This window comes from Pseudomonas gregormendelii (assembly GCF_017114825.1).
In the GTDB taxonomy this organism is placed as follows: domain Bacteria; phylum Pseudomonadota; class Gammaproteobacteria; order Pseudomonadales; family Pseudomonadaceae; genus Aquipseudomonas; species Aquipseudomonas gregormendelii.
In genome coordinates, this window is sequence record NZ_JADEVO010000042.1 from 27,945 (window position 1) to 45,398 (window position 17,454).

The window sequence follows — 17,454 nt, forward strand, 5'->3', positions numbered from 1 at the left end:
TTGTTTTAGTCGCTGCATTCGGACTTCTGCAAGCGTGCTCGGTGTCGACGCCGGTGGTGTTCCCCTAACCGAGGGTGACCAAGCATGCAAGAAAGCGTGATGCAGCGCATGTGGAACAGCGCCTACCTATCCGGTAGTAACGCTGCCTATGTGGAAGAGCTCTACGAGCTCTACCTGCACGACCCTAACGCTGTGCCAGAAGAGTGGCGCACCTACTTCCAGAAGTTGCCTGCTGATGGCAACACTGCCACCGATGTTTCGCACTCCACGATTCGCGATCATTTCGTCTTGCTGGCAAAGAACCAGCGCCGCGCCCAACCGGTTTCCGCCGGCAGCGTGAGCAGTGAGCACGAGAAGAAGCAAGTTGAAGTGCTGCGATTGATCCAGGCCTACCGTATGCGTGGCCACCAGGCAGCCCAGCTTGACCCGCTGGGGCTGTGGCAGCGTCCTGCACCTGCAGACCTGTCGATCAATCATTACGGCTTGACCAATGCCGATCTTGATACGACCTTCCGTGCCGGCGACCTGTTCATCGGCAAAGAGGAGGCGAGCCTACGCGAAATTCACGAAGCGTTGCAGCAGACATATTGCCGCACCATCGGCGCTGAATTCACGCACATCACCGATTCCGAGCAGCGCCAGTGGTTCCAGCAACGTCTGGAAAGCGTACGCGGCCGTCCGACTTACTCCGCCGACATCAAGAGCCACCTGCTCGAGCGTGTCACTGCCGGCGAAGGCCTGGAAAAATACCTGGGTACCAAATACCCGGGTACCAAGCGTTTCGGCCTGGAAGGCGGCGAGAGCCTGATTCCGATGCTCGACGAGCTGATCCAGCGTTCCGGTTCCTACGGCACCAAGGAAATCGTTATCGGCATGGCCCACCGTGGCCGTCTGAACGTGCTGGTCAACACCTTCGGCAAGAACCCGCGCGAGCTGTTCGACGAGTTCGAAGGCAAGAAGAAGGTCGAGCTGGGTTCCGGTGACGTTAAATATCACCAGGGCTTCTCGTCCAACGTCATGACCACCGGCGGTGAAGTTCACCTGGCCATGGCATTCAACCCGTCCCACCTGGAAATCGTATCTCCAGTGGTCGAGGGTTCGGTGCGCGCCCGTCAGGATCGTCGTAACGACCCTACCGGCGAGAAAGTGCTGCCGATCTCCATCCACGGTGACGCGGCATTCGCCGGTCAGGGCGTGGTGATGGAAACCTTCCAGATGTCGCAGACCCGCGGTTTCAAGACCGGCGGTACCGTGCACATCGTGATCAACAACCAGGTTGGTTTCACCATCAGCAACCCGCTGGACTCGCGCTCCACCGAGTACGCCACCGACGTTGCGAAAATGATCCAGGCGCCGATCCTCCATGTGAATGGCGATGATCCGGAAGCCGTGTTGTTCGTGACCCAGCTGGCGATCGACTACCGCATGCAGTTCAAGCGTGACGTAGTGATCGACCTGGTCTGTTACCGTCGTCGCGGCCACAACGAGGCCGACGAGCCTAGCGGCACCCAGCCGATCATGTATCAGCAGATCACCAAGCAGCGCACCACCCGTGAGCTGTACGCTGATCGCCTGACCCAGGGCGGTGTGCTCGACGCAGAGCGTGTTCAGGCGAAAGTCGACGAATACCGCAACGCGCTGGACAACGGCCTGCATGTTGTTAAAAGCCTGGTCAAAGAGCCGAACAAAGAGTTGTTCGTGGACTGGCGTCCGTATCTGGGCCACGCCTGGACCGCGCGTCACGACACTCGTTTCGACCTCAAGACCTTGCAGGAACTGTCTGCCAAGCTGCTGGAAATTCCGGAAGGCTTTGTGGTTCAGCGCCAGGTTTCGAAGATCTACGAAGACCGTCAGAAAATGCAAGCCGGCGGCCTGCCGATCAACTGGGGTTACGCCGAAACCATGGCGTACGCGACCCTGGCGTTCGAAGGTCACCCGATTCGCATGACGGGTCAGGACATCGGTCGCGGTACGTTCTCGCACCGTCACGCTGTGCTGCACAACCAGAAAGACGCGGGCACCTACATCCCGCTGCAGAACCTGTACAAGGGCCAGCCTCGTTTCGACCTGTACGATTCGTTCCTGTCCGAAGAAGCCGTACTGGCGTTCGAATACGGTTACTCGACCACCACGCCTGAGGCGCTGGTGATCTGGGAAGCCCAGTTCGGCGACTTCGCCAACGGTGCCCAGGTGGTTATCGACCAGTTCATCACCAGTGGCGAGCACAAGTGGGGCCGTCTCTGCGGTCTGACCATGTTGCTGCCGCACGGTTATGAAGGTCAGGGTCCGGAGCACTCCTCGGCTCGTCTGGAGCGTTACCTGCAGCTGTGCGCCGAGCACAACATCCAGGTTGCGGTACCGACCACGCCGGCCCAGATCTACCACTTGCTGCGTCGCCAGGTGATCCGTCCGCTGCGCAAGCCGCTGATCGTGCTGACTCCAAAGTCGTTGCTGCGTCACAAACTGGCCGTATCGACCCTGGAAGATCTGGCCGAAGGTTCGTTCCAGACCGTTATCCCGGAAATCGATGCACTGGACCCGTCCAAGGTCGAGCGCATTGTTCTGTGTAGCGGCAAGGTCTACTACGACCTGCTGGAAAAACGCCGTGCCGAAGGTCGTGACGACATCGCCGTCGTGCGCATCGAGCAGTTGTACCCATTCCCTGAGGACGACTTGAACGAAGTCCTGGCTCCGTACACCAACCTCAAACATATCGTTTGGTGTCAGGAAGAGCCGATGAACCAGGGTGCCTGGTACTGCAGCCAGCACCACATGCGCCGCATCGTTGGCAATCACAACAAGGCACTCGTACTCGAGTACGCCGGTCGTGATGCTTCCGCTGCACCTGCTTGTGGTTATGCATCGATGCACGCCGAGCAGCAGGAAAAACTGCTGCAAGCCGCCTTTACTGTTTAACGCCTTCGCGCACCTGAAACCGAATTTAAGGACCCACAGATAATGGCTATCGAAATCAAAGCCCCCACTTTCCCGGAATCGGTTGCCGATGGCACCGTTGCCACCTGGCACAAACAACCGGGCGACGCTGTAAAGCGTGATGACCTGATCGTCGACATCGAAACCGACAAGGTTGTGCTGGAAGTGTTGGCTACTGCCGACGGCGTGCTGGGCGCAATCGTCAAGAACGAAGGCGAAACCGTTCTGTCCGACGAAGTACTGGGCTCGATCGAAGCAGGTGGCGCCGCTGCCGCTCCAGCGGCTGCCGCTGCTGCTCCAGCCGCTGCCCAAGCCGCTGCTGCTCCTGCTGCCGAAGGCGAAGACGATCCTGTTGCTGCACCGGCTGCTCGCAAGCTGGCTGAAGAGAACGGCATCAACATCGCCTCCGTTGCCGGCACCGGCAAAGGCGGTCGTGTGACCAAGGAAGACGTGGTGGCTGCTGTTGCCGCCAAGAAATCCGCTCCGGCTGCCGCGCCTGCCAAGGCTGCAGCTCCTGCTGCCGCTGCGCCAGTGTTCGCCGCTGGCGACCGCATCGAGAAACGCGTACCGATGACCCGCGTTCGCGCTACCGTGGCCAAGCGCCTGGTTGAAGCGCAGTCGAACATGGCGATGCTGACCACTTTCAACGAAGTCGACATGACTGAAGTCATGGCCCTGCGTTCGAAGTACAAGGACCTGTTCGAGAAGAGCCACAACGGCGTACGCCTGGGCTTCATGTCGTTCTTCGTCAAGGCTGCCACCGAAGCGCTGAAACGCTTCCCGGCTGTCAACGCGTCGATTGACGGTGCCGATATCGTCTACCACGGCTATGCCGACGTTGGTGTAGCGGTTTCCAGCGATCGCGGCCTGGTGGTTCCGGTTCTGCGTAACGCCGAACTGATGAGCCTGGCTGAAATCGAAGGCGGCATCGCCACCTTCGGCAAGAAGGCGCGTGACGGCAAATTGTCCATGGACGAAATGACCGGCGGCACTTTCACCATCACCAACGGTGGTACCTTCGGTTCGATGATGTCGACCCCGATCGTCAACCCGCCGCAAGCGGCCATCCTGGGCATGCACAACATTCTGCAGCGTCCTATGGCGATCAACGGTCAGGTCGTTATCCGTCCGATGATGTACCTGGCTCTGTCCTACGATCACCGCCTGATCGATGGCAAAGAAGCTGTGACCTTCCTGGTTACCATCAAGAACCTGCTGGAAGACCCGGCTCGTTTGCTGCTGGATATCTGATAGAAGCAGCCACAGGTCTCAAGCCACGCGCTGCATGGATATGCAGCCTGGCTTGATGCTTGTGGCTTCAAGCTTGTTGCCAAAAGAGGATTTTTTGAATGTCGCAGAAATTTGACGTAGTAGTGATCGGTGCGGGCCCTGGCGGCTACGTGGCTGCCATCAAGGCAGCGCAGCTGGGTCTTTCGACTGCCTGCATCGAGAAATACACCGACAAGGAAGGCAAACTGGCTCTGGGCGGTACTTGCCTGAACGTCGGCTGCATTCCATCCAAGGCGCTGCTGGACAGCTCCTGGAAGTACAAGGAAGCCAAAGAAGGCTTCGCGATCCACGGTATCAATCACGCTGGCGTGACCATGGACGTGGCAGCAATGGTTGGCCGTAAAGCCAACATCGTCAAAGGCCTGACCTCTGGCGTTGCCACCCTGTTCAAGGCCAACGGTGTGACTTCCCTGCAAGGCCACGGCAAACTGCTGGCCGGCAAGAAAGTCGAGCTGACCAAGCCAGACGGCACCGTGGAAATCATCGAAGCCGAGAACGTGATCCTGGCATCCGGCTCGCGTCCTATCGACATTCCACCGGCTCCGGTTGACCAGAACGTGATCGTCGATTCGACTGGCGCGCTGGAATTCCAATCGGTTCCAAAACGTCTGGGCGTTATCGGCGCTGGCGTGATCGGTCTGGAACTGGGTTCGGTCTGGTCGCGTCTGGGCTCCGAAGTCGTGGTTCTGGAAGCACTGGAGAAGTTCCTGCCAGCGGCTGACGAAGCCGTTTCCAAGGAAGCCTTCAAGACCCTGACCAAACAAGGTCTGGACATCAAGCTGGGCGCTCGCGTCACCGGTTCGAAAGTGAACGGCGACGAAGTCGTGGTGAACTACACCGATGCCAATGGCGAACAGAACATCACCTTCGACAAGCTGATCGTTGCCGTTGGTCGCCGTCCAGTGACCACCGAGCTGCTGGCAGCTGACAGCGGTGTGAACATCGACGAACGTGGTTTCGTTTTCGTTGACGACCAGTGCGCCACCAGCGTACCGGGCGTTTACGCAATCGGCGACGTGGTTCGCGGCATGATGCTGGCGCACAAGGCGTCCGAAGAAGGCATCATGGTGGTTGAGCGCATCAAGGGCCACAAAGCCCAAATCAACTATGACCTGATCCCGTCTGTTATTTATACTCACCCGGAAATCGCGTGGGTTGGCAAAACCGAGCAGGTCTTGAAGGCTGAAGGCGTTGAAGTTAACGTCGGCACCTTCCCGTTTGCAGCCTCTGGCCGTGCCATGGCAGCCAACGATACCGGTGGTTTCGTCAAGGTCATCGCCGACGCCAAGACTGACCGCGTGTTGGGCGTCCATGTGATTGGCCCGAGCGCTGCAGAACTGGTTCAACAAGGCGCGATCGGTATGGAATTCGGCACCAGTGCTGAAGACCTGGGCATGATGGTTTTCTCCCATCCGACCCTGTCCGAAGCCTTGCACGAAGCAGCCCTGGCAGTGAATGGCGGCGCCATCCACATTGCCAACCGCAAGAAGCGTTAAGACAAGACAATAAGAAACCACGGCGGAAGGCCCGTCGTGAGCCTTGCGTGCAAGACTCACCGCGGAATGTCCGCCGGACGCAGCCTTGCGTAGTCTCACCGGTTATCCGGAACGTCTACGCAAGCAGCAGTCACAGGTGGTGCGGCACTGAACAAGTGCAGCACCGAATGCGCAGTACCTAACGAAGACGGTAATAAGCATGAATCTTCACGAGTATCAGGGTAAGCAGCTGTTCGCTGAGTACGGCCTGCCAGTATCCCAGGGTTTCGCCGTAGACACCCCGGAAGCAGCAGCAGAAGCGTGCGACAAGATCGGCGGGACCGAATGGGTTGTCAAAGCCCAGGTTCACGCAGGTGGTCGCGGTAAAGCGGGCGGCGTAAAGCTGGTTCGCAGCAAGGAAGACGCCAAAGCATTCGCTCAACAGTGGTTGGGCAAGCGTCTGGTGACTTACCAGACTGATGCCAACGGTCAGCCAGTCACCAAGATCCTGGTTGAATCGTGCACTGACATCGCCAAAGAGCTGTACCTGGGCGCTGTTGTTGACCGTTCGAGCCGTCGCATCGTGTTCATGGCTTCCACCGAAGGTGGCGTGGACATCGAGAAAATCGCTCACGATACTCCTGAGAAAATCCTCAAGGCCACTATCGATCCACTGGTGGGCGCTCAGCCATTCCAGGGTCGTGAGCTGGCTTTCCAGCTGGGTCTGGAAGGCAAGCAAGTTGCCCAGTTCGCCAAGATCTTCGTTGGTCTGGCCAAACTGTTCCAGGATCACGATCTGGCCCTGCTGGAAGTGAACCCGCTGGTGATCAAGGCTGACGGCGATCTGCATTGCCTCGACGCGAAGATCAACATCGACGCCAACGCCATGTACCGTCAGCCTAAGCTGAAGACTTTCCACGATCCGTCGCAAGACGATCCGCGCGAAGCGCACGCTGCCAAGTTCGAACTGAACTACGTAGCGCTGGAAGGCAACATCGGTTGCATGGTCAACGGTGCTGGCCTGGCCATGGGTACCATGGACATCGTCAACCTGCATGGCGGCAAACCAGCCAACTTCCTCGACGTGGGCGGCGGTGCTACCAAAGAACGCGTTACCGAAGCGTTCAAGATCATCCTGTCCGACACTAACGTCGCTGCAGTACTGGTCAACATCTTCGGCGGCATCGTTCGTTGCGACATGATTGCCGAAGGCATCATCGGTGCAGTGAAAGAAGTCGGCGTGAAAATCCCGGTTGTTGTTCGCCTTGAAGGCAACAACGCTGAGCTGGGCGCTAAAGTACTGGCAGAAAGCGGTTTGAACATCATCGCTGCTACCAGCCTGACCGACGCTGCTCAACAAGTCGTTAAAGCTGCGGAGGGCAAATAATGAGCGTCCTGATCAATAAAGACACCAAAGTTATCTGCCAGGGTATTACCGGTTCGCAAGGTAGTTTCCACACCCAGCAAGCCATCGAATACGGCACCAAGATGGTTGGTGGCGTAACTCCGGGCAAAGGCGGCACCGAGCACCTGGGTCTGCCAGTGTTCAACACCGTGAAAGATGCTGTAGCTGCCACTGGCGCTACCGCCAGCGTGATCTACGTTCCAGCTCCTTTCTGCAAGGACTCGATCCTGGAAGCTGCTTTCGGCGGCATCAAGCTGATCGTCTGCATCACCGAAGGCATTCCTACCCTGGACATGCTGGACGCTAAAGTTAAGTGCGACGAACTGGGTGTTACCCTGATCGGCCCTAACTGCCCAGGCGTGATCACTCCGGGCGAATGCAAGATCGGCATCATGCCAGGTCACATTCACTTGCCAGGCAAGGTCGGTATCGTTTCCCGTTCCGGCACCCTGACCTACGAAGCTGTGAAGCAGACTACTGACGCCGGTTTCGGTCAGTCGACTTGTGTCGGCATCGGTGGTGACCCGATCCCGGGTTCGAACTTCATCGACATCCTGAAGCTGTTCCAGGAAGACCCGAAGACCGAAGCGATCGTCATGATCGGTGAGATCGGCGGTTCGGCTGAAGAAGAAGCGGCTGCCTACATCAAGGCACACGTGACCAAGCCGGTTGTTTCCTACATCGCTGGTGTGACTGCCCCTGCGGGCAAGCGCATGGGCCATGCTGGCGCAATCATCTCTGGCGGCAAGGGCACTGCAGACGAGAAGTTTGCTGCCCTGGAAGACGCAGGCGTGAAAACCGTGCGTTCGCTGGCAGACATCGGCAAGGCTCTGTCCGAGCTGACCGGTTGGGCTGTCAAGTAAGCTTCGCGCTTAGCTGACGCTCTACAGGCAAAGGCCACCTTCGGGTGGCCTTTGTCGTTTGTGAAGATCAGAGGATCGCAGCCTCGTTTCTCTCGGCAGCTCCTACAGTTGGAATGCAATCCCCTGTAGGAGCTGCCGAGAGAAACGAGGCTGCGATCCTTTGACTTTTACATACGCAAACGCGACATGGAAATGTCGTGTATCGGATAGTTCGCCCCCTAACAGTGCGTTTGCCGCACAAATTCGTTAGTCTAGCCGCCATTTTGCGTCCGCCGCCCACAAGGCAGCCATGCGCTTAACGGGTCAGTCCCATACGGATCGACAGCATTTCCCTCACCCACAAGGGAAATCCCTCTCTAAATTCCGATTCAGTAGTGTGGTATTTCCTTAATGAAAGTGTTGAAAGGCCAGGACATTCTGGCACTTGGTTTTATGACGTTTGCCCTGTTTGTCGGGGCTGGCAACATCATCTTCCCGCCTATCGTCGGTTTGCAGTCCGGGCCGCACGTCTGGATGGCGGCGTTGGGTTTCCTGATCACGGCGGTCGGCCTGCCGGTGATCACTGTGGTCGCGCTGGCCAAGGTCGGCGGCGCAATGGATGCCTTGAGCAGCCCGATCGGCAAAATTGCCGGTGGCCTGCTGGCCGCCGCGTGCTACCTCGCCGTGGGTCCGCTGTTCGCCACGCCGCGCACGGCCACCGTGTCGTTCGAAGTTGGCCTGGCGCCGTTGACCGGCGAAAGCCCGCTGGCGCTGTTCCTCTACAGTTCGGTGTACTTCCTGCTGGTGTTCTTCATCTCGCTGTATCCGGGGCGTCTGCTGGACACCGTGGGCCGCTTCCTCGCACCGCTGAAGATCATCGCCCTGGCGGCGCTCGGTATAGCGGCGTTCGCGCTGCCGGCCGGTGATATCGGCGTGGCCACCCCTGAGTACGTGGCGGCACCATTCTCCCAAGGCTTCATCAATGGTTACCTGACCATGGATACCCTGGGCGCACTGGTGTTTGGCATCGTCATCGTCAATGCCATTCGTTCCCGTGGTGTCGAGTCACCTGCCTTGATCACCCGCTATGCGATCATCGCCGGGCTCATTGCCGGTGTGGGCCTGGCGCTGGTGTATATCAGCCTGTTCCGCCTGGGCTCCGGCAGCCATGAAGTGGCCGCTGGCGCAACCAATGGCGCGGCGGTGTTGCACGCCTATGTCCAGCACACCTTCGGCTCCCTGGGCAGTGGTTTCCTGGCGGTGCTGATCTCGCTGGCCTGCCTGGTGACCGCGGTCGGCCTGACCTGTGCCTGCGCTGAATACTTCAGCCGCGTGTTGCCACTGTCCTACAAGACCCTGGTGATCATCCTTGCCGCGTTCTCGCTGCTGGTGTCCAACCTGGGCCTCACCAACCTGATCGCGTTCTCGATCCCGGTCCTGACCGCGATCTATCCTCCGTGCATCGCCTTGGTCGCACTGAGCTTCTGCAAGGACTTCTGGCATGAGCAGGGCCGCATCGTCGGTCCGGTGATGCTGGTGTCGTTCATCTTCGGCCTGATCGACGCCCTCAAGGGTGCGGGCCTGGCGGACTGGATGCCGACCCAACTGACCCATCTGCCACTGAGCGAGCAAGGCCTGGCCTGGCTGGTGCCGTCGGTGATGACCCTGGTGGTCGCGGTGGTGTGTGACCGCCTGTTGGGCAAGCGCGAAGAAGCACTGGCTTAAACGGGTTTGCCAGCCCGTCAAAAGCGGGCTGGAGCCCACATGGAAATGCCCCGTATCAATCGATACGGGGCATTTTTTTATGGGGAGATGCGGTGCCTTTTCTTCTGCGCTAACGTCGAAGCATTGCAATACCCATTGCAGGAGCCAGCTTGCTGGCGAAGGTCGCGAACCATGGCGCGTGTTTTCCGGATAAACGCGTTGCTCTCAGGTTCTTCGCGAGCGAGCTCGTTCCTACAGCGGTATGGTGTTCCGGCCACTCCATCACAAGGACCCGCATGTCGTTCATCCAAGCCAATCTGATCCACCTTCTTGCCGCGCTCTGGTTCGTCATCTGCTGGGGCGGCTACACCCGATACGCCTCGTGGAAAGCCCGGGACACCGCCTGCCTGGCCAGTGTGCTGCACCTGTATCGGGAAGACTGGATGCGCCGCATGCTGCTGCGCGACAACCGTATCGCCGATGCCAGTGTGGTCGGCAACCTGGAGCGCAACGCGTCGTTCTTTGCCTCCAGCACCTTGATTATCCTCGCCGGTATCCTGACAGTCCTCGGCGCGTCGGAGCGGGCGGTTTCGCTGCTGGCCGATATCCCCATGGTGCAACAGGCGTCACAGGGCATGTCCGAGATCAAATTACTGTGCCTGGCACTGGTGTTCGTCTATGCGTTCTTTACCTTCAGCTGGTGCATGCGCCAGTACAACTTCGCGGCGATCCTGATTGGCTCGGCACCAATGGTGGGAGAGCGTCACGTCTCCGAGCAGGAGCGCAAGGCTTTCGCCTCCCGGGCGGCACGAGTCATCTCCATGGCGGCCAACCAGTTCAACTTCGGCCTGCGTTCCTATTACTTTGGCATGACCATGCTGGCCTGGTTTGTCAGCCCCTGGCTGTTCATGTTGATGAGTGCCGGCGTGGTGCTGGTGCTCTATCGCCGGGAGTTTCATTCCGACGTTCTTGATGTGATGGTCTATACCCCTACAGAGGCACCGTTGCCTGACGCAAACAAGGAGGCTGTTTGATGAGTATTCCGTTCTGGTGCGTGTTTATCAGTGCGCTGTTGATATACGTGGCCCGTATGCCGGTGGCCAAGGCCATGAAAGAGCAGGGGGGCTACAATAATCACCTGCCACGCCAGCAACAGGCACAACTCACCGGGTTTGGTGCACGGGCATTGGCGGCGCATCAAAACAGCATCGAGGCCTTCATTCTTTTTGCGGTGGGTGTCTTGATGGCGCATACCACGCAAACCGCGGGATGGCTGATTGACTCGCTGGCGATGATCTTCGTGATTGCCCGCGTCATCTACCTGTTGTGCTACTGGGCAGACCTGGCCTGGCAGCGCAGCCTGGTGTGGATCGTCGGGTTAGTGTGTTCATTACTGTTGATGATTAGTCCGACTTTTAGAACGATTTTGCTCTAACTGCAGCTTGCGCCATAAATGACAAGCAAAAGAAAACCCGCACTTGGCGGGTTTTCTTTGGCAGGCTAAAAACTGTCTTAGTTTTTAGGCGCTGCTTCTTTTGCTGCTGCTTCGTTCGATTCGGCCTGAGCTTTGGCAGCTTCGGCGTTTTCTTTGGCCGCGTCGTTCACTTTATCCTGTGCTTTGTTCATGTCTTGCTGAGCTTGCTCAGCATGTTGGTTAGCATCTTGAGCTTTGTCCTCGGATTTTTTATCGCAAGCAGCGAGACCAAGGGAAGCGGTCAACATCAAGGCAATAGCTAAAGTCTTTTGCATGGGGTGTTTCTCCTTATGGAAAGTATCTACTGGCCTTTCGAGCATGGCCGTCAGCGTTAAGTTCCTCCTATCACACAGATATATAAGAATATTCTTACAGGAACTTTTGGCGACAGTGCTTGATGCGATTCTTTAACATTTGGAAGGATTTTGATAAATGGCTGAAAACCCCGTTTTTGAGCGCGCGACGCGGTTTCTTTCGGCGTTGAGACACTGTCACGTACTTGGGCTGAGCGTCCACAGCGCTAGCCAGGAGGGGCTCACCGTCATCCTGCCCTATAGCGCCCAAATCGTTGGCAATCCGCAGACCGGCGTCATCCATGGCGGTGCCCTGACCACGCTGATGGACACCGCTTGCGGCATGTCCACCCTCTGTGTCCTGCCCGAATTCGAAGTCTGTCCCACACTCGACCTGCGCATTGACTACATGCACGCGGCTGAACCGCATAAGGACGTGTACGGTTTCGCGCAATGCTACCGCGTGACCACCGACGTGATCTTCGCCCGCGGTTTCGCTTACCAGGACGATCCCGGGCAACCCATAGCCCATGTGGTGGGCACCTTCATGCGCATGGGCAAGGTGATCAAGGGCAGCAAAGGCACAGGCGCCGCTGTGGCTGGAGGTGCAAAATGAATGACGCCTTCAAGACGCAACTGCAGCAGGCTCATGAGCAGGGCGACTATGCCTCGCTGTTGCACCTGATTCCCTACGCCAAGCTGATCGGTGTCGAATGCTCGCGAGTGGGGGATGAGTTGCTGTTTCGCTTGCCGGCGAACAAGGACAACATTGGTAACCCTTTATTGCCGGCGATCCATGGGGGAGTGATTGCCGGGTTCATGGAGTTGTCTGCAGCGCTGCACCTGCTGGTGTTTACCGGTTCGCCGGGCGTGCCGAAGATCATCGACTTTTCCCTGGATTACCTGCGGGCCGGGCAGTTTCGTGATACCTGGGCCAGATGCCAGGTGTGCCGCCAGGGGCGGCGTGTTGCCAACGTGGCCATTACCGCCTGGCAAAGCACCCAACATGAACCGATTGCCACGGCGCGAGCGCATTTCAAAATCGATGAGCCCTTGAAATCCTGATCCATGCCCCCAACTCTGATGACAACCCGCCGCCGACCCTGAAGGTCGCGGCCACTGCCATCTGATTGGAGTTTGATGACCATGAGTGTGGAAACTCAAAAGGAAACCCTGGGCTTCCAGACCGAGGTGAAGCAGCTGCTGCACCTCATGATCCATTCGCTGTATTCCAACAAGGAAATCTTCCTTCGCGAATTGATCTCGAACGCCTCTGACGCTGTCGACAAATTACGCTTCGAAGCCCTGGCCAAGCCCGAGCTGCTGGAAGGTGGCGCGGAACTTAAAATCCGCGTGAGCTTCGATAAAGACGCCAAAACCGTCACCCTCGAAGACAACGGTATCGGCATGAATCGCGAAGACGCGATCACCCACCTGGGCACCATCGCCAAGTCCGGCACTGCCGACTTCATGAAACACCTGTCGGGCGACCAGAAGAAAGACTCGCACCTGATCGGTCAGTTCGGCGTCGGTTTCTACTCTGCATTCATCGTCGCCGACAAAGTCGACGTGTACAGCCGTCGTGCCGGCGATGCTGCCAGCGAAGGCGTGCACTGGTCGTCCAAGGGCGAAGGCGACTTCGAAGTGGCGACTATCGAGAAAGCCGAGCGCGGCACCCGCATCGTGCTGCACCTGAAATCCGGTGAAGACGAATTCGCTGATGGCTGGCGCCTGCGCAACATCGTCAAGAAGTACTCCGATCACATTGCCTTGCCGATCGAACTGCCAAAAGAAGTCACGGCAGCAGAAGGCGAAGAACAACCGGCCGTTGAATGGGAAACCGTCAACCGCGCCAGTGCCCTGTGGACCCGCCCGCGCAATGACGTGAAGGAAGAGGAATACCAGGAGTTCTACAAGCACATCGCCCACGATTTCGAAAACCCGCTGAGCTGGAGCCACAACAAGGTCGAAGGCAAGCTGGAATACAGCTCGCTGCTCTACGTACCGGCCCGTGCCCCGTTTGACCTGTACCAGCGCGAAGCGCCGAAAGGCCTGAAGCTTTACGTGCAGCGCGTGTTCGTCATGGATCAGGCCGAATCGTTCCTGCCGCTGTACCTGCGTTTCATCAAAGGCGTGGTCGATTCCAATGACCTGTCGCTGAACGTCTCGCGGGAAATCCTGCAGAAAGACCCGATCATCGACTCGATGAAATCGGCGCTGACCAAGCGCGTCCTCGACATGCTGGAAAAACTGGCGAAGAACGAGCCTGAGCAATACAAAGGCTTCTGGAAGAACTTCGGTCAGGTCATGAAAGAAGGCCCGGCAGAAGATTTCGCCAACAAGGAAAAAATCGCCGGCCTGCTGCGTTTCGCCTCCACACAGGGCGAAGAAGGCGAGCAGGTCGTGTCGCTGGCCGAATACCTGGCTCGCGCCAAGGAAGGTCAGGACAAGATCTATTACCTGACCGGCGAGACCTATGCCCAGGTCAAGAACAGCCCGCACCTGGAAGTCTTCCGCAAGAAAGGCATCGAAGTGCTGCTGCTGACTGACCGTATCGACGAGTGGCTGATGAGCTACCTCAGCGATTTCGACGGCAAGACCTTTGTTGACGTGGCACGCGGTGACCTGGACCTGGGCAACCTGGACTCGGAGGAGGACAAGAAAGCCGCTGAAGAAGTTGCCAAGTCCAAAGAAGGGCTGGTTGAGCGTCTGAAAACTGCGCTGGGCGATTCCGTTGCCGAAGTGCGGGTTTCCCACCGCCTGACCGACTCGCCGGCGATCCTGGCCATCGGCGAACAGGACCTGGGCCTGCAGATGCGCCAGATCCTTGAAGCCAGTGGGCAGAAGGTGCCGGATTCGAAGCCGATTTTCGAATTCAACCCGGCTCACCCGTTGATCGAGAAACTCGACAGCGAGCAGAGCGACGAGCGCTTCGGCGACCTGTCGCACATCCTGTTCGATCAGGCGGCCCTGGCGGCCGGCGACAGCTTGAAGGACCCGGCGGCGTATGTGCGTCGTCTCAACAAGCTGTTGGTTGAGTTGTCGGTTTAACCGAGCTGCAATAAAAAACCCGCTTCGGCGGGTTTTTTTATATCGAGTTTTCTGCTTTCCCTGCAAGAACCGGCTTGCTGGATGACGGAGGCATTTACAAAGCAGCTCTCAAGGCAACTCAATACGCTCACTTTCCCCCGGCACTGTCGGCCAATCCCCAGCCGCCCAGCGCCGTCGCGCTTCATCGATCGCTGCCGGGTCACTCGCGACAAAATTCCAGTTGATGCGTCGCGGACCGTCCAGTGGCGCGCCACCAAACAACACTGCATGACAGTCGCTCTCGGCGAACAGGGTCATCTGTTCCCCGGCCGGCAGCACCACCAGCGAATGCGCTTCAACCGTCTCGCCGTTGAGCTGTGCCTCGCCATCGAGTACATAGAGCGCCCGCTCTTCATGTTCGGTGGGAATCAGCAGGGTGGTGGCCGTTTGCAGGTGCAGTTCCGCGTACAACGTAGGAGAAAGCACCGGCACCGGCGATTCCAGGCAAAAGCCTGAGCCGGCAATCATGCGGATCTGTACCCCAAGGTTGTCACTCACCGGCAAGGTGGCCGCTGGATGGTGGCTGTAATGTCCCGGCCCCTGTTCATGCGCCTTCGGAGAGGCGAGCCAGACCTGCAAGCCATGCATCGTGAAGCCGGTTTCCGTCAAGGCGGCGGGCGTACGCTCCACATGGGCAATGGCGCTGCCCGCGGTCATCCAGCTGACATCACCTGCCGCGACGATCTGATCGGAGCCAATGCTGTCCTTGTGCTGCAGCTGTCCCTGAAACAGGTAGGTGAGGGTGGAAAGGCCGATATGCGGATGCTGGCGGATATTCATGCCCGTTCCTGCGGCATAACGGGTTTCGAGCATGTGGTCAAAAAAAACGAAGGGCCCGACGCTGCGGCACTTGGCCGACGGCAACGGGCGAAGAATCGGCTGGCCCGCGACATCTTCGATGCGAGGGCGGATCACGAGCGGAGAGTTCATGGTGCATTCCAGGCTGAGCGGGTGACGCCAAGAGCATAACCCGCCTGCGCAACCCCTGCCGCTATTGGCTGAATGCACCCTCGGCCAGATGGGTTTCGATGCTGACGTCGGTGGTGGTCATCAGCTTGTGGATAGGGCAGCGATCGGCCACGCGGTGCAGTTCTTCGCGCTGGGCGTCGGTGAGTACGCCCTTGAGCGTCAGCTTGACGTGCAAGGCATATTTACCTTTCTGCTCTTCACTGTTGTCGCGCTTGACCTCGACTGTTACGCCGGTCAGCGGGATGTCTTTCTTTTTGGCGTACATCTTCAGGGTCAGGGCCTTGCAGGCGCCCAGGGCTGCATCGAAATAGTCATGCGGCTCCGGCGCGGTGCCTTCACCCCCTGAACTGGTTGGCACATCGGCAAAGAGTTCATGGTCGTCGATTTGTACGCTGTGTCGAAAACCTTCGGCGGAGACGGTATTGACGGTAACTGTCATGGTGCACCTCGCAGGCAGTAGGAAAAATCGTTCAATGAAAACGGACCGTGAAGTTATAGAGCATTCTGTTGGGTGAGCGTTCCACTTTCCTGCGCGGTGAACCCTGATGCTCCCTCCAGGGTCTACGCTGTTCCTGACCGCTGGAGATAGCCCGTGCATCCGTTCCGACTCAGCCTTGCCTGCTTGCTGGCGCTATCAAGCGCGGCGGCCAATGCGCGCGAATATGCCTACAGCGATGCCCATCTGCATTACGTGGATTTTTTCCAGGAAACGGCGGGCATGCCCAAGCTGCTCAAGGCGATGGCTGACAATCGCATCGAGCATGTGATGATCTCCGGTATTCCGGTCGCGAAGAAATGGCATGAAGATGAGCCCAAGCGACCTCGTTACTACGCAGGTGATGATGCGGATGCCTACTGGTACAGCGCAACCGACGTCATAGTGGCGGCGGCAGTGAGCAAGTTGACGCCCGAACAGCGTCAACGTTTTCACCCGTTCCTGTCAGGCTTCAATCCCAACGACAAAAACTCAGCGGCGCATATCCAGCGCATGCTCGACCTCTATCCAGGCTTGTGGCAGGGCATCGGCGAGGTCTTCACCCGGCATGACGACGTCACCGCCTTGACCTCCGGTGACACCCCCCGGGCCAATAACGAGGCCATGACGCGGATTTATCACCTGGCTGCGGAAAATGATCTACCGGTGATGGTGCATTCCAACATCACCTCCAAGCGCGAGAAAAATCCGCTCTACCTCGCGGAAATCGAAGAGCCGTTGCGCAACCATCCGCACACCCGATTCATCTGGGCCCATGCCGGTACCAGTGCGGAAATTCACCGGCACCAAGTCCAGCTGGATTTCCTGCTGCCGACCCTGACCCGCATGCTGGAGGCCTATCCCAATTTATTCATCGATCTGTCCTGGAGCCTGCTGACCCCGTATCTGCTGGATGAGCAGGGCAAGCCGCGCCAGGAGTGGCTGGCACTGGTGGAGCGCTTTCCGGAGCGTTTCATGGTCGGTTCGGACGTGGTGGGCCGCTTCAACAAGCTCGGCAAGGAAATGCGCAGCTTCGATCCGTTTCTGGATGCGTTGCCCGAGGACGTTGCCAAAAAGGTCGCCCGCGACAATTTCCTCGCAATCCTGCCACGCCCCTTGTAGGAGCGAGCCTGCTCGCGAAAAACCTGAGGGCGCCGCGGGGTGTCAGGTGCCCAGTGTCATCGTTAACCACCATCGCGAGCGAGCTCGCTCCTACAGTTGCATTGTACGTTTGCTCGCGAAAACGTCGCCCGTTGTAGGAGCGAGCTTGCTCGCGAAAAACCTGAAGGCGCCGCGGGGGGGCAGGTGCCCAGAGTCATTGTTAACGACCATCGCTCGCGAAAAGCCTGGGGCGCGCCGCAGGGTGCAAGAAATCGATGTCTAGTCCTGAAATAGGTTTACACCTGTTTCACCCCAACGCCCGATGCACCGCATCGGGCGTTTTGTATTTCAAGGACAGGTGCGGGCGCTCCTGGTTGTAGATTAGGATCGCCTCTCTCACCA

Annotated in this window: 15 protein-coding genes and 1 pseudogene; 12 read left to right on the forward strand and 4 right to left on the reverse strand. The window is 58.3% G+C overall.

The features are described 5' to 3' along the window. Window positions 1-84 precede the first annotated feature (84 nt). The 8 genes from IMW75_RS22770 (at window position 85) to IMW75_RS22805 (ending at window position 11,085) form a co-directional block, all read left to right on the forward strand. The gene (locus IMW75_RS22770; protein WP_045057759.1) at window positions 85-2,916 is read left to right on the forward strand and encodes a 2-oxoglutarate dehydrogenase E1 component; all 2,832 of its coding nucleotides are present in this window, start codon (window positions 85-87) and stop codon (window positions 2,914-2,916) included. A gap of 42 nt (window positions 2,917-2,958) precedes the next feature. Next, window positions 2,959-4,185 (forward strand): 2-oxoglutarate dehydrogenase complex dihydrolipoyllysine-residue succinyltransferase, encoded by a 1,227-nt coding sequence (odhB, locus tag IMW75_RS22775; protein ID WP_205893842.1) that lies wholly within the window; start codon window positions 2,959-2,961, stop codon window positions 4,183-4,185. Between the two features lie 98 nt (window positions 4,186-4,283). After that, on the forward strand, window positions 4,284-5,720 hold the full coding sequence (gene lpdA / locus IMW75_RS22780; RefSeq protein ID WP_045057761.1) for a dihydrolipoyl dehydrogenase: 1,437 nt from the start codon (window positions 4,284-4,286) through the stop codon (window positions 5,718-5,720). Window positions 5,721-5,919: 199 nt separating this feature from the next. Continuing rightward, window positions 5,920-7,086: an ADP-forming succinate--CoA ligase subunit beta gene (gene sucC, locus IMW75_RS22785; protein WP_045057762.1), complete on the forward strand. Its 1,167-nt coding sequence runs from the start codon at window positions 5,920-5,922 to the stop codon at window positions 7,084-7,086. Next, the gene (sucD, locus tag IMW75_RS22790; RefSeq protein WP_010166265.1) at window positions 7,086-7,967 is read left to right on the forward strand and encodes a succinate--CoA ligase subunit alpha; all 882 of its coding nucleotides are present in this window, start codon (window positions 7,086-7,088) and stop codon (window positions 7,965-7,967) included. The genes sucC and sucD overlap by 1 nt, the downstream gene beginning before the upstream one ends. Window positions 7,968-8,357: 390 nt before the next feature. Further along, window positions 8,358-9,671 carry a branched-chain amino acid transport system II carrier protein gene (gene brnQ / locus IMW75_RS22795; RefSeq protein ID WP_205893843.1) on the forward strand — a complete coding sequence of 438 codons (1,314 nt, stop codon included), beginning with the start codon at window positions 8,358-8,360 and terminating at the stop codon, window positions 9,669-9,671. A gap of 275 nt (window positions 9,672-9,946) precedes the next feature. Continuing rightward, on the forward strand, window positions 9,947-10,684 hold the full coding sequence (locus IMW75_RS22800) for a DUF599 domain-containing protein (protein ID WP_045057764.1): 738 nt from the start codon (window positions 9,947-9,949) through the stop codon (window positions 10,682-10,684). Beyond that, entirely contained in the window at window positions 10,684-11,085 is a 402-nt protein-coding gene (locus IMW75_RS22805) for an MAPEG family protein (RefSeq protein ID WP_205893844.1), read from the forward strand. Before IMW75_RS22800 ends, IMW75_RS22805 begins: the two co-directional genes overlap by 1 nt. 77 nt (window positions 11,086-11,162) lie before the next feature. On the opposite strand, the gene IMW75_RS22810 is transcribed toward IMW75_RS22805, so the two are convergent. Continuing rightward, window positions 11,163-11,399: a hypothetical protein gene (locus IMW75_RS22810; RefSeq protein WP_045057766.1), complete on the reverse strand. Its 237-nt coding sequence runs from the start codon at window positions 11,397-11,399 to the stop codon at window positions 11,163-11,165. A gap of 157 nt (window positions 11,400-11,556) precedes the next feature. Here IMW75_RS22810 and IMW75_RS22815 point away from each other — a divergent pair, with 157 nt between their 5' ends. The 3 genes from IMW75_RS22815 to htpG all read left to right on the forward strand — a co-directional run bounded on the left by IMW75_RS22815 (window position 11,557) and on the right by htpG (window position 14,468). Continuing rightward, window positions 11,557-12,033, forward strand: coding sequence for a PaaI family thioesterase (locus IMW75_RS22815; RefSeq protein ID WP_045060546.1), 477 nt, complete (start codon window positions 11,557-11,559; stop codon window positions 12,031-12,033). Next, a complete protein-coding gene (locus IMW75_RS22820; RefSeq protein WP_045060547.1) occupies window positions 12,030-12,482 on the forward strand; it encodes a PaaI family thioesterase in 453 nt (150 codons plus the stop codon). Before IMW75_RS22815 ends, IMW75_RS22820 begins: the two co-directional genes overlap by 4 nt. A gap of 81 nt (window positions 12,483-12,563) precedes the next feature. Then, window positions 12,564-14,468: a molecular chaperone HtpG gene (gene htpG / locus IMW75_RS22825; protein ID WP_045060594.1), complete on the forward strand. Its 1,905-nt coding sequence runs from the start codon at window positions 12,564-12,566 to the stop codon at window positions 14,466-14,468. A gap of 108 nt (window positions 14,469-14,576) precedes the next feature. Here the strand turns inward: htpG and IMW75_RS22830 are convergent, their stop codons facing one another. Continuing rightward, window positions 14,577-15,437, reverse strand: a complete 861-nt coding sequence (locus tag IMW75_RS22830; RefSeq protein WP_205893845.1) for a pirin family protein — start codon at window positions 15,435-15,437, stop codon at window positions 14,577-14,579. A gap of 61 nt (window positions 15,438-15,498) precedes the next feature. Beyond that, entirely contained in the window at window positions 15,499-15,915 is a 417-nt protein-coding gene (locus tag IMW75_RS22835; protein WP_205893846.1) for an OsmC family protein, read from the reverse strand. 153 nt (window positions 15,916-16,068) lie between these two features. Between IMW75_RS22835 and IMW75_RS22840 the strand changes: the two genes are divergently transcribed. Then, window positions 16,069-17,073 (forward strand): amidohydrolase family protein, encoded by a 1,005-nt coding sequence (locus IMW75_RS22840; protein WP_045060550.1) that lies wholly within the window; start codon window positions 16,069-16,071, stop codon window positions 17,071-17,073. On the opposite strand, the pseudogene IMW75_RS27050 reads toward IMW75_RS22840, so the two are convergent. Further along, window positions 17,069-17,146, reverse strand: a pseudogene (locus tag IMW75_RS27050) (outer membrane lipoprotein carrier protein LolA); the annotation flags it as partial. The gene IMW75_RS22840 and the pseudogene IMW75_RS27050 overlap by 5 nt on opposite strands. Between the last annotated feature and the right edge of the window lie 308 nt (window positions 17,147-17,454).

Excerpts from the sequence above, each read along its gene's own strand:
- IMW75_RS22815 (WP_045060546.1), top strand. The coding sequence starts at position 11,557 with ATGGCTGAAAACCCCGTTTTTGAGCGCGCGACGCGGTTTCTTTCGGCG.
- IMW75_RS22835 (WP_205893846.1), bottom strand. The coding sequence starts at position 15,915 with ATGACAGTTACCGTCAATACCGTCTCCGCCGAAGGTTTTCGACACAGC.
- odhB (WP_205893842.1), top strand. The coding sequence starts at position 2,959 with ATGGCTATCGAAATCAAAGCCCCCACTTTCCCGGAATCGGTTGCCGAT.
- IMW75_RS22770 (WP_045057759.1), top strand. The coding sequence starts at position 85 with ATGCAAGAAAGCGTGATGCAGCGCATGTGGAACAGCGCCTACCTATCC.
- IMW75_RS22810 (WP_045057766.1), bottom strand. The coding sequence starts at position 11,399 with ATGCAAAAGACTTTAGCTATTGCCTTGATGTTGACCGCTTCCCTTGGT.
- sucC (WP_045057762.1), top strand. The coding sequence starts at position 5,920 with ATGAATCTTCACGAGTATCAGGGTAAGCAGCTGTTCGCTGAGTACGGC.
- htpG (WP_045060594.1), top strand. The coding sequence starts at position 12,564 with ATGAGTGTGGAAACTCAAAAGGAAACCCTGGGCTTCCAGACCGAGGTG.
- IMW75_RS22830 (WP_205893845.1), bottom strand. The coding sequence starts at position 15,437 with ATGAACTCTCCGCTCGTGATCCGCCCTCGCATCGAAGATGTCGCGGGC.
- lpdA (WP_045057761.1), top strand. The coding sequence starts at position 4,284 with ATGTCGCAGAAATTTGACGTAGTAGTGATCGGTGCGGGCCCTGGCGGC.
- IMW75_RS22805 (WP_205893844.1), top strand. The coding sequence starts at position 10,684 with ATGAGTATTCCGTTCTGGTGCGTGTTTATCAGTGCGCTGTTGATATAC.
- sucD (WP_010166265.1), top strand. The coding sequence starts at position 7,086 with ATGAGCGTCCTGATCAATAAAGACACCAAAGTTATCTGCCAGGGTATT.
- IMW75_RS22800 (WP_045057764.1), top strand. The coding sequence starts at position 9,947 with ATGTCGTTCATCCAAGCCAATCTGATCCACCTTCTTGCCGCGCTCTGG.
- brnQ (WP_205893843.1), top strand. The coding sequence starts at position 8,358 with ATGAAAGTGTTGAAAGGCCAGGACATTCTGGCACTTGGTTTTATGACG.
- IMW75_RS22820 (WP_045060547.1), top strand. The coding sequence starts at position 12,030 with ATGAATGACGCCTTCAAGACGCAACTGCAGCAGGCTCATGAGCAGGGC.